Origin of the sequence: Halostagnicola sp. A-GB9-2 (genome assembly GCF_030068615.1) — an archaeon.
Lineage (GTDB): Archaea > Halobacteriota > Halobacteria > Halobacteriales > Natrialbaceae > Halostagnicola.
In genome coordinates, this window is the sequence record NZ_JASJOC010000006.1 from 161,280 (window position 1) to 176,645 (window position 15,366).

15 protein-coding genes and 1 tRNA gene are annotated in these 15,366 nt (G+C 58.4%); 3 read left to right on the forward strand and 13 right to left on the reverse strand.

Annotated elements, in window-relative coordinates:
• The first annotated feature begins 97 nt into the window (after positions 1–97).
• Both QNM96_RS15525 and QNM96_RS15530 read left to right on the forward strand, forming a co-directional pair.
• Positions 98–775 (forward strand): HAD family hydrolase, encoded by a 678-nt coding sequence (locus QNM96_RS15525; protein WP_283837493.1) that lies wholly within the window; start codon positions 98–100, stop codon positions 773–775.
• 345 nt (positions 776–1,120) lie between these two features.
• Complete coding sequence (locus QNM96_RS15530) at positions 1,121–1,333, forward strand: hypothetical protein (RefSeq protein WP_283837494.1); 213 nt, start codon at positions 1,121–1,123, stop codon at positions 1,331–1,333.
• A 286-nt stretch (positions 1,334–1,619) separates the two neighbouring features.
• Here the strand turns inward: QNM96_RS15530 and QNM96_RS15535 are convergent.
• Positions 1,620–1,693 (reverse strand) — tRNA-Lys (locus tag QNM96_RS15535).
• 159 nt (positions 1,694–1,852) lie between these two features.
• On the opposite strand from QNM96_RS15535, the gene QNM96_RS15540 reads away from it, so the two are divergent.
• A complete protein-coding gene (locus tag QNM96_RS15540; protein WP_283837496.1) occupies positions 1,853–3,301 on the forward strand; it encodes a DHH family phosphoesterase in 1,449 nt (482 codons plus the stop codon).
• Here the strand turns inward: QNM96_RS15540 and QNM96_RS15545 are convergent, their stop codons facing one another.
• From QNM96_RS15545 to QNM96_RS15600, 12 genes are all read right to left on the reverse strand, one after another.
• On the reverse strand, positions 3,302–3,595 hold the full coding sequence (locus QNM96_RS15545) for a PRC-barrel domain-containing protein (protein WP_283837497.1): 294 nt from the start codon (positions 3,593–3,595) through the stop codon (positions 3,302–3,304). It abuts the gene before it with no gap.
• 335 nt (positions 3,596–3,930) lie between these two features.
• Complete coding sequence (locus QNM96_RS15550; protein ID WP_283837499.1) at positions 3,931–5,061, reverse strand: phosphotransacetylase family protein; 1,131 nt, start codon at positions 5,059–5,061, stop codon at positions 3,931–3,933.
• Entirely contained in the window at positions 5,058–7,154 is a 2,097-nt protein-coding gene (locus tag QNM96_RS15555; RefSeq protein ID WP_283837501.1) for an acetate--CoA ligase, read from the reverse strand. Before QNM96_RS15555 ends, QNM96_RS15550 begins: the two co-directional genes overlap by 4 nt.
• A gap of 68 nt (positions 7,155–7,222) precedes the next feature.
• Positions 7,223–8,236 (reverse strand): metal ABC transporter permease, encoded by a 1,014-nt coding sequence (locus tag QNM96_RS15560; protein WP_283837502.1) that lies wholly within the window; start codon positions 8,234–8,236, stop codon positions 7,223–7,225.
• Positions 8,236–8,976, reverse strand: coding sequence for a metal ABC transporter ATP-binding protein (locus QNM96_RS15565; protein ID WP_283837503.1), 741 nt, complete (start codon positions 8,974–8,976; stop codon positions 8,236–8,238). Before QNM96_RS15565 ends, QNM96_RS15560 begins: the two co-directional genes overlap by 1 nt.
• A gap of 57 nt (positions 8,977–9,033) precedes the next feature.
• The gene (locus QNM96_RS15570) at positions 9,034–10,416 is read right to left on the reverse strand and encodes a zinc ABC transporter substrate-binding protein (protein ID WP_283837505.1); all 1,383 of its coding nucleotides are present in this window, start codon (positions 10,414–10,416) and stop codon (positions 9,034–9,036) included.
• A 212-nt stretch (positions 10,417–10,628) separates the two neighbouring features.
• Positions 10,629–11,258 carry a hypothetical protein gene (locus QNM96_RS15575; RefSeq protein ID WP_283837506.1) on the reverse strand — a complete coding sequence of 210 codons (630 nt, stop codon included), beginning with the start codon at positions 11,256–11,258 and terminating at the stop codon, positions 10,629–10,631.
• Positions 11,259–11,468: 210 nt separating this feature from the next.
• Positions 11,469–11,879: a hypothetical protein gene (locus QNM96_RS15580; protein ID WP_283837507.1), complete on the reverse strand. Its 411-nt coding sequence runs from the start codon at positions 11,877–11,879 to the stop codon at positions 11,469–11,471.
• A gap of 89 nt (positions 11,880–11,968) precedes the next feature.
• Positions 11,969–13,264, reverse strand: a complete 1,296-nt coding sequence (locus QNM96_RS15585) for an MgtC/SapB family protein (protein ID WP_283837508.1) — start codon at positions 13,262–13,264, stop codon at positions 11,969–11,971.
• 204 nt (positions 13,265–13,468) lie between these two features.
• Complete coding sequence (locus QNM96_RS15590) at positions 13,469–13,744, reverse strand: PadR family transcriptional regulator (RefSeq protein WP_283837509.1); 276 nt, start codon at positions 13,742–13,744, stop codon at positions 13,469–13,471.
• A gap of 525 nt (positions 13,745–14,269) precedes the next feature.
• Positions 14,270–14,416: a hypothetical protein gene (locus QNM96_RS15595; RefSeq protein ID WP_283837510.1), complete on the reverse strand. Its 147-nt coding sequence runs from the start codon at positions 14,414–14,416 to the stop codon at positions 14,270–14,272.
• Between the two features lie 231 nt (positions 14,417–14,647).
• Positions 14,648–15,325: a hypothetical protein gene (locus QNM96_RS15600; RefSeq protein ID WP_283837512.1), complete on the reverse strand. Its 678-nt coding sequence runs from the start codon at positions 15,323–15,325 to the stop codon at positions 14,648–14,650.
• Positions 15,326–15,366: the final 41 nt, after the last annotated feature.

The window sequence follows — 15,366 nt, forward strand, 5'->3', positions numbered from 1 at the left end:
GACTCAAGCGAATCCGCGCGGACGACACGCACGAGCCAAGAGATGCGTTAGTTGCAATAACCGAAAAATCCAATTAAGTTCTCGAGAACTGTCAGACATGACGACGTACGATTCGGTCCTCTTCGACAGCGACGGCATCCTCGTCGATCCGCCTGCCAGCGAGACTCAGGCCGACGCGACCCGTGATGCGTTCCGCTCGGTCGGCGCAACCGCTGTCGAACCCCATCACGTCGACGCGATTGTCGAGGGCGTCACGCTCGAGGAACTCCACGAAATCTGTACCACGTACGACCTCGAGCCCGAGCGGTTCTGGAAAGCGCGCGAACGCCTCGACGAGGAATCCCAGTTCGAGAAATTTCGGGACGGGGCTAGGGCCCTATACGACGACGTTTCCGCGATTGCGGCGCTTCCACACACCTGTGGCGTCGTCAGCAACAACCACCATAGCACGATCGAGTACGTCCTGGACGCGTTCGACCTCCACTCGCTGTTCGACACCTACTACGGCCGCGAGAAAACGCTCGAGAGCCTCGAACTGAAAAAGCCGAACACTCACTATCTCGAGAAGGCGCTGGCCGACCTCGAGGCCGATTCGGCGCTCTACGTCGGCGATAGCGAAAGCGACGTGATCGCCGCACACCGGGCCGGGCTGGATTCGGTGTTCGTCCGCCGCGAGCACTGCCGTTCTGTCGATCTCTCGGTGACGCCGACCTACGACGTTTCAGATCTGCTCGAGTTGTCCGAGATCGTAGATAGTTCGGATGAGAGGCCATAGGCAATGTCTGGCGGACGAAAACCGAGAATCACGATTGACGACATTTTCCACCTCTTTGTAGCGGCCGAAGATGGGTGCGATCCCTTTGACGCCCCCGAGATCGCTGAACTATTGAACTGTCACCGTAATACTGCTCGTACCAAACTCGAGGATCTCGCATTGACATCCTACGAGGGGGTTGTCTCAACACGACTATCGAATAAGAGTCAAGAATCTCAATGCATCTGACCCTCCTGCTTGCACGCAGCGTATTGCATTCGATCCAGACGACAGAACGAATCTACGATCATCTTGATGAAATGTGACAAGCAGACATTTTAGGTCATTGACGTGGATATTCCGATTATGAATAATACTGGGTTCAACGTCGGAGTCTGGAGAGTAGCTGGCGTGTTCGCTCTCGTCATCGCCCTGTTCGCCGCCTTCGAAATCGCGGTTGCAGAAGTTAAAACCGGGAATATCAATGCTATTGGTGGGTTTATTGCGGTCTATGTATTCATCGTTATTGTACTCGGACTGACCGGCTGGGTGTGGACGCAATTTGACAGTGGGTACTAGATCTGCCTTCGTTATCGAAACCCCGGAAACTCCCCATTGATTCACACGTATTTTGATTCCGTCCCGCTAACTCGTGTGAAATTGCCCTCGAGTGGCGGATTCGCGGACATACCTCTCCACAATTCCAAATCGCCACGCCGTGTTCGAAATTCTAATCATTACGGGAAGATGCGGACCGGGCGCGATTATGAACTACGCCCAGAAATGCTCGCTCCGCTGCGCCTTTCTGGTCTAGTTCAAATCGCTCTGGCCGCTTTGCTCCTCACGAAAGTGTTCGTCGCAAAAGCGGGCCGGGCGCGATTTGAACACGCGACCGTCTGATTAAGAGTCAGACGCTCTGCCTAACTGAGCTACCGGCCCTGTACCCGAAATTTTCGGATACGCATTCAAATACGTTTCCCTTGGCACCCGTCGTGGGAGGGGTGCGCACACAACAACTACTGCCAATCCCAATCACCGTTCACGGAACGTACCAATCTTCGGGAGCGTTAAGTGCTGTGAGACCTACATCACGTTCATATGAGTATGGGGGTTACGATCTCGTCGATTTCTGACTACGCTATTCTCGGCTGTGGGAGCGTCGGCTACGCCGTCGCGGAGGAACTCGTCGAGCAAGGCAAAGACGTTCTTATCATCGACCGAGACGAAAGCCGGGTCGAATCACTTCGAGATCAGGACCTCGATGCACGAACCGCAGACATTCGCGAACCGGAGGCCGCCGATCTGGTCGCCGAACGCGATGTCGTTTTGATCCTCGCCTCGAACGTCGAGGCGAACAAACGCGCCGTCGAACACATCCGAAATACGGACAGCAATCAGTTCGTCGTCGCCCGCGCGAGCGATCCCGTCTCCGGCGACGAACTTTCCGAACTCGGGGCCGATATCGTCATCAACCCCTCGGCCGTTATCGCAGATTCCGCGCTCCGCGCACTCGAGTCGGGGGAACTCGAGTACAATGCCGGAAAGCTCGCACAGCTCTTAGAGGAGACGACGGAGCGACTGGCGATCGTGACCCAGGAGAGTCCGGATCCGGACTCGATCGCGAGCGCGGCGGCGTTACAGGCGATTGCCACACACCTCGACGTGAAGTCAGATATCGTCTATCTCGGTGATATGGGCCACCAGGAAAACAGGGCCTTCGTGAACTTACTCGGAATCGATCTCGTCCAGTGGGACGAACTCGAGGACCTCTCCGATCACGATACGGTCGCCCTCGTCGATCACTCGACCTCGAGCGAGGTCGATCTCGACGTGGATATCGTTATCGATCACCACGAACCTGAGGCGGAGTACGAACCCGATTTCGTCGACATTCGCCCGAACATGTCCTCGACGTCGACGATCATGACGAAGTACATCCAGGAGTTCGACGTCAATGTCTCCGAAGAAGTCGCGACCGCGCTCCTGTATGGGATTCGAGCTGAAACGCTGGATTTCAAACGCGATACGACCCCTGCAGATCTCACCGCCGCCGCCTACCTCTACCCGTTTGCGGATCACGATACCCTAGAACAGGTCGAATCGCCGTCGATGTCTCCGGAGACGCTCGACGTTCTCGCGGAGGCGATCGCGAACCGGGACGTACAGGGGAGTCATCTCGTCTCCAACGCGGGAATCGTTCGTGATCGCGAAGCGTTGACCCAGGCCGCTAGCCATCTGCTCAATCTCGAGGGCGTGACGACGACCGCGGTCTTTGGTATCGCCGACGAGACTATTTTCCTCTCGGCGCGGTCGAAGGATATCCGAATCAATATCGGAAAGATCCTCGCCGACGCCTACGGCGAAATCGGCGAAACGGCGGGTCACTCCACGCAGGCGAGCGCGGAGATCCCGCTCGGCATCTTTACCGGAATCGAAATCTCGGCGGAGACGAGAGATACGTTCCTTGAACTGACCGAAGAAGCGGTCAAACGGACGTTGTTCGATGCGATGGGCGTCGAAGGTGGAGAAGGATCGAACGGGAGCTAACTAGGCGATTACTTCTTCTTCTTCCTCGTCGGGGTTGCGAACGCGTTCGACGACATCGTTGATGAGGATGACATCCCCAGCGGCGCGGACCCAACGATACGGGACGATAACGCCGCTTGCACCGCGAGCTTCGGCCTCGAATAGCTCCGTGTTGAGGCCCCCGAGCGCGAGCCCGGTAACGGTCTGGCCGTCGACGTTCAGGCGCAGGTCTTCGACTTCGCCGACGAAAACGCCGTTGTTCGAATAGACTTCGCGACCGACGAGGGAGGTAATTTCCTGCTGGGTATCGTCCATAATTCCATTCTTGCATGGCACACTCTTAATTGTTAGTCAGACGCGCGAGCCTCCGACATTATGTCGGATTAAAACCCAATACTGCCGTCATTTCCGAAAAAAATGACGCTGAAAAGTGTATTCTCTCTTGAATGTGGACGCCACTACTTATAAATAACCATAAGATCTAAATAATCGAGATCACCGTGTGGTCGGTAACGCACCAAATGAGCATATGGGTGTGGAACGTGTAGACATAGTTGCCGGGGTGCCTCTGACATTCGGCGACCCGGAACGGGTCGGTTTGCCCGGACCGACCTACCGGTTTTACGAAGACCCAGTGATCGAAACTCGAGTCACTCCTCTGGACGGGTTTCAAGAACGTGTTCGATATCCGCGTACTCGGTGAGTAAAGATTCCATCTCTTCGACGGTCCGTTCGCTTCGCGTTCGTCCACTGCGAACGATGTCCTCGGCGCGTTCGACGGTGGTGAGCGTGTCCGTTTGGACTGCCAGTATCGGAATCCCGCGTTCGGTTGCCTGCCCGATGATGGCTCCCGACGGACGGTGCCCACCGGTAAGGATGAGACAACGAACTCCCGGTGCCTCGAGGGCGGCAGTGTGAATTTCCGACCGATCGCCACCCGTGATGACGGCAGCGTTTTTTGTCCGGCGGAAGTGCCGAAGCGCGCTTTCGGCTCCCATCGCTCCGACGGTAAACCGTTCCACGTACGATTCGGATCCATCCTCCGCGAGCATCGTCGCCCCGAGTGCCTCGGTGAGTTCGTTCACCGTGACACCGGCTAGCGTCTGCTCCCGCGGGAGAATTCCGCGCGTCGAAATACCGTTTCCGTCGAGAAACGGAACGACGTCCGTGTCGAGTTCGTCGTACGCCGCGTCGGAAACGTTGTTAAAGAGGACGCCGTCCAGCCGATCTCCGAACGTCCGAGCCGCCGTGATGACGCGGTCGACATCGCCGGGTGATTCGTAGGACGCGACGAGTAGTACCCGAGCGTCGAGCAACTCGGCGATGTCCGCATCGGTGAGGTCGATGATGCCGCCGATGTCGAGATTGCCGCCGCCTTCGACGAATAGCCGATCGCAGTCCGCCGCGAGCGTTTCGTACGCTTCTAGGACCCGTTCTCGAAGCTCATCGGGATCCTCCCGCCCTCGAATCACTTGCTCGACGAACGTCGGTGAGTAAACGATGGGCTCCATATCGTGGATCTCCGCCTCAAACTCGAGGAGTTCTCGGGCGAGGAACGGGTCTTCGTCGAGCGTCTTCCCGACGTTACTCTCGAGACGGGTCCCTTTCGGTTTCATGTAGCCGACGGCTTCGCCGCCGTCGCTATCGTTGTGAGCGAGTCGGGCGAGCGCCAGCGCAATCGCGGTCTTTCCGGTGCTTGCCTCGAGGGAACTGATGAGGAGCGCCTCCGTCTCGGTCCGGGTATCCGTGTCGCTATCTGGGGTGGTATCTGTGTCTGTCATAGTTTCTCCGTATCGACTGTGAGAACGAGATCGATCGCCTGTACGCCGTCCGGCCCTGCGACGAGCGGGTTGATGTCGAGTTCGAGGATGGCCGGGAAATCGCTCACGAGCTGTGACAACCGCTGGATCGACTCCACGACGGCGTCGATATCCGCCGGTTCGCGCCCCCGTGCACCGGCCAACAGCGGGGCGGCCGTAAGGCCGTCAACCATCTCGCGGGCCTCGCTCTCGCCGATCGGTGCGACCCGTACCGACGTGTCCTCAAGAATCTCCACGAAAATCCCGCCGAGACCGAACAACAACAGTGGGCCGAACTGCGGGTCACGGTTCATGCCGACGATCGTTTCGGTCGACTCGTCTATCTCGAGCATCTCCTGGACTTGAACGCCGAGCACTCTCGCATCCGGCTGGTAATTTCGCGCCCGAGTGACGAGGTCCTCGTATGCGTCGTAGACGTTCTCGTCGGGAACGCCGACCTTCACGCCACCGATGTCCGACTTGTGTGAAATCTCCGGACTCGCGATTTTCATGACGACATCGCCGTCGATCGATTCCGCAACGTCTCGTGCCTTCTTCGGGTCATCGACGACGGAACCTGCTGGCGTCGGAATGCCGTACGCCTCGAGAAGGTCCATCGACTCGATTCCGAGGCGATTCCCGGGACGCGATGTTGTCCGCTCGAGAATCTCCCGCACTCGCTCGCGGTCGACGTCGAAGGTCGTCGGTTCGTCCCTGGACCGGTTCCGAATAGCGCGGTACCGAGCGAGCGCATCGAGCCCGGAAACTGCGCGCGCCGGATCGAAGTAGTTCGGGATTCCGAACTCGCGGAGCACTTCCTCGGCGGCTCGCGCTCGGTCGCCGCCCATCATCGAGGCGACGACGGGCTTTCCGTGTCGCTCCCGCGTCTCGATCACCACCTCCGCGAGCTTGTCGTACGTGAGAACGGCCGTCGGCGCGCTGACGACGACGGCGCTCCCGACGTTCGGATCGGCCAGTGCAGTATCGAGCGCTTGGCCGAACCGTTCGACGTCCGCATCGCCGATGATGTCGATCGGATTGTAGATGTTCGCCTCCTCAGGCATCGACTCGGTGAGTGTCTTGAGCGTCTCGTCTGCAAACGATGCCATCTCGAGGGACGAATCACCGACGGCATCCGTCGTGAGAACGCCGGGGCCGCCGGCGTTCGTGACGACGGCGACGTCACCGGACTCCGGGAGCGGTAACCCGGAAAGCGCACGGGCGTAATCGAACAGTTCCTGCACGGACTCCGCTCGGAGTACACCGGCTTGCTGGAGCCCCGTTTCGTACGCGCGTTCGCTCCCAGCGATCGCACCCGTGTGAGATGAGGCCGCGTGTGCCCCCGCGTCCGTCCGGCCGGATTTGACCAGCACGATTGGCGTCTCGTCGCTCACCGCCCGCGCGGCGCGGACGAACTCCTCGCCCGCGTCGATATCCTCGAGATAGCCGATGATGACGTCCGTGTCGGGGTCGTCTCCCCACTCGCGGACGAAGTCAGTCTCCTCGAGAACGGACTTGTTGCCCAGCGAGACGACGTCTCGGAACCCGATCTTTTGCTCGTTGGCCCAGTCGAGCACCGCGGTGATGAACGCGCCCGACTGGCTCATGAAAGATATCGACCCCTCGCGAGCGTTTTCGGGGCCGAACGTCGCGTTCATTCCGACTGGCGTCGACATGACTCCCAGACTGTTCGGGCCGACGACGTTGAGGTCGTACGTTTCCGCGATTTCTCGGAGTTCGCGTTCGCGTTCGGCCCCTTCAACACCGGTTTCGGAGAAGCCAGCCGTGATGACGACGACGTTTTCGGTTCCCGCCTCGCCGATCTCTCGGAGCGTCTCGAGGACGACCAGCGGCGGAACGATGACGATCGCGAGGTCGACCGCCGGGGCACTCTCGAGGTCGGCGTAACACTCGAGGCCGAGCACGGTATCGCGGTTCGGGTTTACCGGAACGACCTCGCCGGCGAATCCACTCGAAAGGTTCTCGAGGATCGCTCGACCGACCGCGCCTTCGCGATCCGTTGCGCCGACGACGGCGACGGTATCGGGTTCGAACAGCTCGGATAGCCTTCCCATCGGTCGAGGATTTCACGAGCAGCGTGTTAAACGTGTTCGGCGTTCCCAGTCCGAAGGAGGATCTCGAATTAGTGCGTCGACAGCGCCGATATCGACTGGCTCGATCCAAAAATCGCAAAGAGATAGATGATGATCGCGGCGACGACGATCGAGCCGCCCGGGGGAAGTCCCTGATGGATAGCGATACCATAGCCGCCAAGCACCGAGAGTTGTCCGAACAGGATCGAGAGGATAAGCGTCTCCCTGAAGCTGTGAGAAATCTGGGAGGCGGCCGCGACAGGGATGACCAACATCGCGGCGACGAGGATCACGCCGAGAATCTGCATGGCTCCGACGACGACGACGGCGGTCATCACGATCAACAGCGTGTTGTACCAGGTGACGTTGAGCCGCGCAACACGTGCGGCCTGCTCGTCGAAGGTGATAAACAGCAACTGTTTGTACGTCACCGCGACAATGGCGACGACCACGAGACTTAACACCGCCATCAGCTGTGACCCGCCGGTCGTCACGTACGCGGCGCTTCCGAAGAGATACTCTTCGATGTTCACGCCGGAGAGACCACGGCCGTAACTGATGATGAGCGTTCCGACGGCGAAACTCCCCGTCAGCATGATCGCGATGGGAACGTCTCCGTAGGTGTTCGTTCGCTCCGTCAACCACTGAACGCCAAGAGCCCCGAGGACGCCAACCACGAGCGCGGCCGTCAACAGCGAGCCGTCCCAATCAGTCGTCGTGGTGAACAGCAATCCGACGGCGACGCCGGCAAAAGCCGTATGCGCGAGTGTTTCACCGATGAGCGCCATCTCCCGGTGGACTAGATACGTTCCAACCAGCGGTGCGACGATGCCGATCAAGACGGCCGTCGCGACCGATCGCCACATGAACCCGTAGCTGAAGACGTTCGTTCCCAGGTAGACATCCATCCACTGTCCGAAGATGATAAACTGGTCGTAGAGCCCTTCAGCATAGCCGTAGCCGCGAAGCCACTCGAGACCGACAAACGCGATCATGATGACCGCCAACAGGGCGGTCAATCCGATGCCGACGAGTTCGAGCGGGCGTCTTAGAGATCCGTTCATCAGTGGTGGTGGTGGACGACCTGTCCGGATGTTCCGTACGCCTCGGTCAGGGCGTCGCTTTCGACGAACGATTCGGTATCGCCGTGGTGGTACAGTTCCTGATTGATACAGGCAATGTGGTCTGCGCGGTCAGTAACGACGCCGATATCGTGTTCGATCAGTACGACCGTGATTCCCGACTCGTTCAGCGAATCGAGCAGTCGATAGAACTCGTCACGAGATTCGGCGTCGACGCCCACCGTCGGCTCGTCCAACGCGAGCAGGTCCGCTTCGGAGGCGAGCGCTCGAGCGATAAACGCCCGCTGGCGCTGGCCGCCCGAGAGCTGGTTGACTCGCCGGTCGGCGAGTTCCGTTATTCCGACCGTCTCGATAGCATCGTCGACGATTTCGTAATCGAAATCGCTCAACCTCGAGTGGCCCGCGTGCGGAAACCGGCCCATCGTTACGGCTTCGCGGACGGTCACCGGCATCGTTCCGCCGCGGCTGGTCGCTTGCTGGGAAACGTAGCCGATGCGTTCGCCGTGTTCGAACTCCGAAACCGGCTCGCCGAACAGTTTGATGGAACCCTCGTCGGGGGAGTGAAGCCCGAGCATGAGGTGCAAGAGCGTCGTCTTCCCCGACCCGTTCGGGCCGATCAATCCGAGAAAGTCACCCTTCTCGATCGTCAGCGACACGTCTCTGACCGCGACTTTGTCTCCGTACGCGAACGTGACGTTCTCGATAGCAACTGCCGGGTTCACGGTATACTCACTTCCTCCTCGGACGCGAGGCGGCTTATTTCTTCCATTTTCGTCGAATCACTCGGCACCGAGTGCCCGTTTCAACGACGGGATGTTGATCTCTTCCATCTGTTCGACCCACCCGTATCCCGCATCGTCCCACGCTTCGGTGTTCCCCTCGAGTGGCGTCAGGGGTTCGTACTCCGTTGCATCCGTTTCGTCGAGGAGGACCTCGACCATGTCGGGAACGTCTTCGTCGGGATTTTGCGTCTCGAAGGGGTCATAGAGGATCGTCTCGATATCGTGTTTCTCGACGACTTCGATCATCTCGGAGATATCTTCGGTACTCTCGACTTCATCCGGCGAGACGCCGGCCGGCGTGTGGAGTTCGAAATCATACCGGCGCTCGATGTACTGATAGGAATCGTGGCCAGCGAAAACCGCAACGTCACGGTCCGCGTTTTCAGTTAGCTCGTGTAGTTGGTCGTCAATTGCCTCGAGTTTTTCGAGATAGTCCGCTGCGTTTTCCTCGTAAAACTCGGCGTTGTCCGGATCGGCCTCCGCGAGACCTTCTGCGATCGTTTCGACGATGTCCTGGGCGATTACGGGATCGATCCAGACGTGAGGATCCGCGTTCTCGGGAGCGTCGGTCTCCTCGAGTTCCTCCACGACCGAGACGATTGAGGTATCGGCACTCGTTTCCCAGACGACTTCGCTGTCGGCGACGAGTTCGAAGACGATCCGCGTCTGGGACACCTCAGTACCGGAGAGGACGACGTGATCTCCTCGAGATTCGATTTCGAGTGCGTCGCTTTCCTCGTCCACGTAGCTGACTTCGAGCTGAAACTGTTCGTCGGATCCGAGCGGGAGCACGTTCCCGTCTGCGTCTTCGAAGACGCCAGCGACCGCAATTTCGCCGTCGACGGGAACGTCCGGAACGCCGCCGTGCCAGTGGCCGTCGTGCCAGTAGGCGACTTCCGCTCCGGTTCGCTGATCGTAGAGGTCGAACCCGGTAATTTCGATTTGGTCGGGGTCGAAATCGCGGTCCGCCGGCTCGCGGTCGAAGTCGCCGTCGGTGTCCATCTCGAGAAGTTGGTTCTCGAGCCCAGCCATCCCGTCGATCAACGTGACGTGGTCGTAATCGCGTTCGAACTCCGCCGCAAACTCCTGTGCCCACGCGAACTCGTCCGTATCGAGATAGATAAAAACGTTCGAGTCCGCGATGTCTCGCTGCAGATCGCTGGGTGGCTCCCACCCGTGTCCCATCTGACCGGTGTCGATGGCGTTTTCGAACGCTATTTCCTCCCCGGCAATCTGCTCGGCCCAGTCCCAAAGTGGAAAGAACGCAGCGTAGCCGCCTTCGGATCCACCGCTATCGGGCTCGCTAAGACACCCCGCGATCGTGCCGAACGCGACGGCCCCCACCCCTGTTCGGAAGACGGATCGGCGTGTACGGTTCATACGAGTACGTACGAGTGAATGGGTAAAAGAGTTATTATGGGATCGGATATCGTTAATAACTCGTGACACTCGAGAGAGTCGTCTTAGTAATCGTTCCGAACGAAAGCGGTCATCGGCGTGCGAATTCGGTGCATCACAAACGCACTGGCTCTCACGGACGATAGTCGAGAATCGCATTCTGTCGGTGATAGCGTCGAAATCAGAGAATCCGATCAGTGGTCGTCGTCGTGGTCGTCATCGTCGTGGTCGTCATCGTCGTGATCGTGGTCGTCATCGTGGTCGTCATCGTGGTCGTCATCGTCGTGATCGTGGTCGTGGTCGTGGTCGTGGTCGTTGTCGTATTCACCTATGACGACTTCGAGATCAGGCGTTTCGTACACGACGTGGTCGTCGGATCGAATCTGGAAGACGACCGTCGTGAACCCGTCGCCGACGCCGTGGAGGTGGACGTGATCCCCGTGGAAATCCTCGTCCGGATCGCTTTCGACGATTCCCTCCTCAGCGCTGTCTGGCACCTCGACGGCGAGTTCGTACTCGTCACCGAGTTCGATCTCGTCGCCGTCCTCGTCCTCGGCGTGTACGCCGAGGGAGAGATTGTCGTCGTCTGGAACCTCGAGCGGATCGTCGTGCCAGTGTTCGCCGTGGATGTATACGGTTACGGAATCGTCGTCTCGATCGATGACCTCGAATTCTTCGATCTCGAGGTCCTCGGGTTCCTCACCGTTTCCGTTCTCGTCGCCTCCGTCGCCACCGTCGTCATCACCGTTCTCTTCCCCATCGTCGTCCCCGCCGAGACAACCGGCGAGAGCGAGCGTTGTCAGCGAACCCGATGCAGCGAGCACCCGTCGTCGGGACGCCGATCGTGGATTAACAGTCACTATTAGACACCAACACCCTATTGTGGGAAGTTACTAATAAATACACCGGTGTTGTTAATCGATGTGTGTTGATGCCTAGCGCTACGAGTATTCAGAATCCGGAAATCACACCTCGACATCCTCCACGGCATAGGCCGTGATATTGCGTCTGTTCAGCGCACAATCACCTCTTCATCACTCCAACGAAACCGATAGCTGAATACCGTCGAGGCGTTCGTAGACCGGAGTCGCTTTCCGAACGATATCGAATACGTCGAACCGGATGAGCACTCGGCCGGGTTCGATCGTCGCCCGACAGATCGGCCCTCGACTCGTGAGAACGACGTAGGGGGGAGCCGGAACCGGTGTCGACTCGAGGTCGTATCCGGCTGATTCGACGGCGTCGGACAGAACGACCGGGAGCGTTTCGAGGATTCCCGCGGACTCGAGGGCAGATTGCAACGGTTCGATTACGCGTCGGCGCTCGGTCGTCTGGGTACCGTCCCAGGTGTTGGCGACCAGGTCAGCACAGTAGTCGATCCCGTCGATGACCGTTTCGTGATCGCGCTGAATGCAGCGCCGAGTCGCTCGAACCGGATATGACACGCCGTATACTGTGTCGTGGATACCCAAAGCTGTCCCGACTTTGGAGTGACGTTCCGGTCGTGATATCCCAACTCGGAGCAAGCGTACTCCTAAATGACCAGAACAACGGAGGCAAGCGCACCGCCGAGCAGGAGGACGGCGCTGTAGGTTGCGACTTGATTTTTGAACTGCTGGTTCGACGAGGTCGCAGCGAGGAGGGCTTTGACGACGATACTCGAGACCGTTGCGAGCAATATCGCGATCGTCGCTTCCGTCGGACCGAGCTGTCCGCCACGATACAGGACGACGGCCGAGGTCGTCGCACCGGCACTCGAAACGAGTCCACTCGCGACGGCTGTAACGTAGAACCCGAGCGTTCCGAACCACACCTCCGCGAGCGATCCGAACACCAACACAGCGAGAAAGACCGCCCCGAATGCGAGTGCGTTTTTCATCGAAAACGGGCTCTCGAGTTCCATCACAGTCGACTCTCTCCAATTCGCGGTGACACCAGCCACGATGAACGCAACGACGATCACCGCGCCGAGGGGAACGATTGCCTCGTAGAGGATATCGACGCCGCCTCCCACGGTAAACGCGAGCGCGATAGCCAGATTCCGAACGGCCATCGCCGCGTCCGCGAGGATGATCGCCGCTACCGCGTAGGAGGCAGCCTCCGGCCGTTGGCGGACGTGATCGAGCATCGTCCCCACAACCGCGGTCGAGGCCGCCAGTCCGCCGAAAAAGCCCGTGACGGCGATTCCACGGCCGCCGTAACTCGAGACGATGCCGTAGTTGACGATCCCGATCCCCGCCACAGCGACGACCATCAACCAGATCACCTGTGGCTCGACCGGTATATCGGTGGTCCCGAGCTCGAGAACGTATTCGGGAGGTAACAGCGGGTAGATGACGAACGCCAGGATCGCGAACTCGGTCGTCGAGCGCATTTCTTCCCGAGAGAGCCCCCAGGCGAACTCGTGGAGTTCGCGTTTGAGGACGAGCAGTAGTGAGGAGAGTACTGCAACGGTTACGCCCTCGATGATGAATCCGGCCGCGACTAGCGATCCGACCCCGTAGGCGACGAGCATCGAGACGGAGGTCGTCAGCGAAAGACCCGATTCCTCATCGTCGTCTATGAGGCCCCTGACGGCGAGTAAGACTCCTTGAACGATGACCAGCAGTCCACCCAGGACGAGTAACCCTTCTCCAATATCGGTCTCGAGAACGAGAATCGTAAAAACGGCCGCGAGGAGACTTATCAGGGAGAACGTTCTGATTCCGGCCGATCGTTTGGACCATTCTCGCTCGAGGCCGAGAAACAATCCGAGCGCACCAGCCAGCGCGATCCGAACGACCGTCTCGTCGAGCGTCCCCTCGACGACCTGTAACGTGATTCCGTTCATCTCCCAGTGTTATTCGCATACACATATAAACGGACTGCCGAAATACAACTTTTGTATCGGAAGAATTCGGATTCGAGCGGATTCGCTGATCTGTTCTCACGGGAATTCAGTAGGAGCGGAAATTGGAGATGCGAACCACCCCTGGCCAGTTGAGACGACTATCGAGTCGATATGTTTCGAAGAGCGAGGGGGCCGATTTCGTCGTTAGAGCTCGACGTACTGCGCTTCCCACTCGCGACGGGCCTCGAGTTCGCGTTGCCCGCGTCGGGTGAGCGTATAGAAATTGGTCCGCCGGTCCCGTTGCCCCTTCTCTACGAGACCTTTGTCGACGAGCGTGTCCAGATTCGGGTAGAGTCGCCCGTGGTGAATCTCTTTTTCGTAGTACTGTTCGAGTTCCTCCTTGATGGCCAGTCCGTGAGGTTCTTCCTCGCCAGCGATGACATAGAGCAAGTCACGCTGAAATCCTGTCAGGTCGTACATTGGGTAAGTACCGGTTGTACTTACTGTCGGAATTTAATAAATATGTCGGGTTGCTCCGATCAATACGGCCATTTTCCGAATAGCGTACGCACAACGGAGATTCACACCACCTATAGCACTAGTGAGAGATTAGCCACGGATCCACACATAACACGCAGTTCATGTTTAGCTTTCAGATGGTTTTTGAGAGTACAATTATGGGGTATCCGCTCCGCTACCTTCTACAGCGAGGAAACCCCACCAGCGCCCACGCCGGGGAGGATGTCATACAACGTTGTACCACCGTACCCTATCGAGTTGACTCGAGAAGTGCAATGATACCACTATTATAGATTAGCCATCCGTAAACAGGAAAGCAAACCGCGTGGCGGAAAAATGCCACGCGGTTGCTTGCCGCCCTGAATTGGTCCCCGCTGACGCTTCGGCCCTCCAAGCGAAGCGTCAACTGAAGAAATTGGCCCGGAGTACTTAAAGGTATCGACAATGCCTGAAAGGCGGATATATTTGAGACGATTCTATTTTTCGTTAAATGTGTTCTTCCTCGAGGGTCCATCCGAGCGCCCGTTTGTAATACGTGAACATTTTCTCGACGCCATCGTGGTTCATGTCTTCGCTTTCGAGATGTTCTTTGAGGAACTCATACTGCTCTCGGATTTCCTGCTCGTCTCGCATATGAAGGAGTAACCACTCGAGACGCAAAAAGGTCGCCACTGCCCGTTTTCGTGGACGTTCCCGAGACTCGGAACAGACTGTCAGATACCAGTGGCTGCGACAGATACCCGCTTCGTCACAACGCTACCGCTGTCGGATTGCAGTGGCGCGAAAAAATGCACGACCGATTTGGGTATCCGATCGAACGGTGACCAAACGGTGACCGAAGGGGATCTCGATTGATCCTCCCGATCAGGCGTTGTTATCGTTTGATTCGTTATCGTCGCCTTCGTCGTCCATATCGTCGTCATCCGCTCCGTTCATGTCGTCGTCCTCTTCGTCCATACCGTTTCCTTCCTCACCGAGGGTGAGCGTAACTTCTTCGTCGTCGCCGTCGATTTCGACGTCTTCTTCCGCCTCATCCCCTTCGTGCTCGGCGGTAACGGTGTATTCGCCGTCCTCGAGGCCCTCGAATTCCACCTCGCCGTCCTCGTCGGTTTCGTCTTCCATCTCTTCGTCGTCCATCTCATCGTCGTCCTCGTCCGCTGGGTCGTCTTCGTCTTCTTCGTCCTCACCGTTCTCGTCGTCCATCTCTTCGTCGTCCTCCTCGTCTTCGCCGTCCATCTCTTCATCGTCTTCCTCGTCCGCTGGATCGGCTTCGTCACCCTCGTCGACGGTGACGGTCGCTCCTTCCACGGGCTCTTCGTCACCGTCTTCGACGGTTACGGTGAGCGTATACTCGCCGTCTTCGTCGTCATCTGCTGGGTCGTCGTCATCGTCGTCACCGACCGGATCACCGTTGTCGTCTTCGGGGTCGTCCGCGGGATCATCGTTATCCTGATCGTCGTCGGCACAACCGGCTAAAACCAGTGCACTTGCTGAACCAGCGGCAACTACGAACTTCCGTCGATTGAGTCGTGGGCGAGACATACAATCAGATAGTACGTTCCAGACTGTTGGAATGCGGCCTG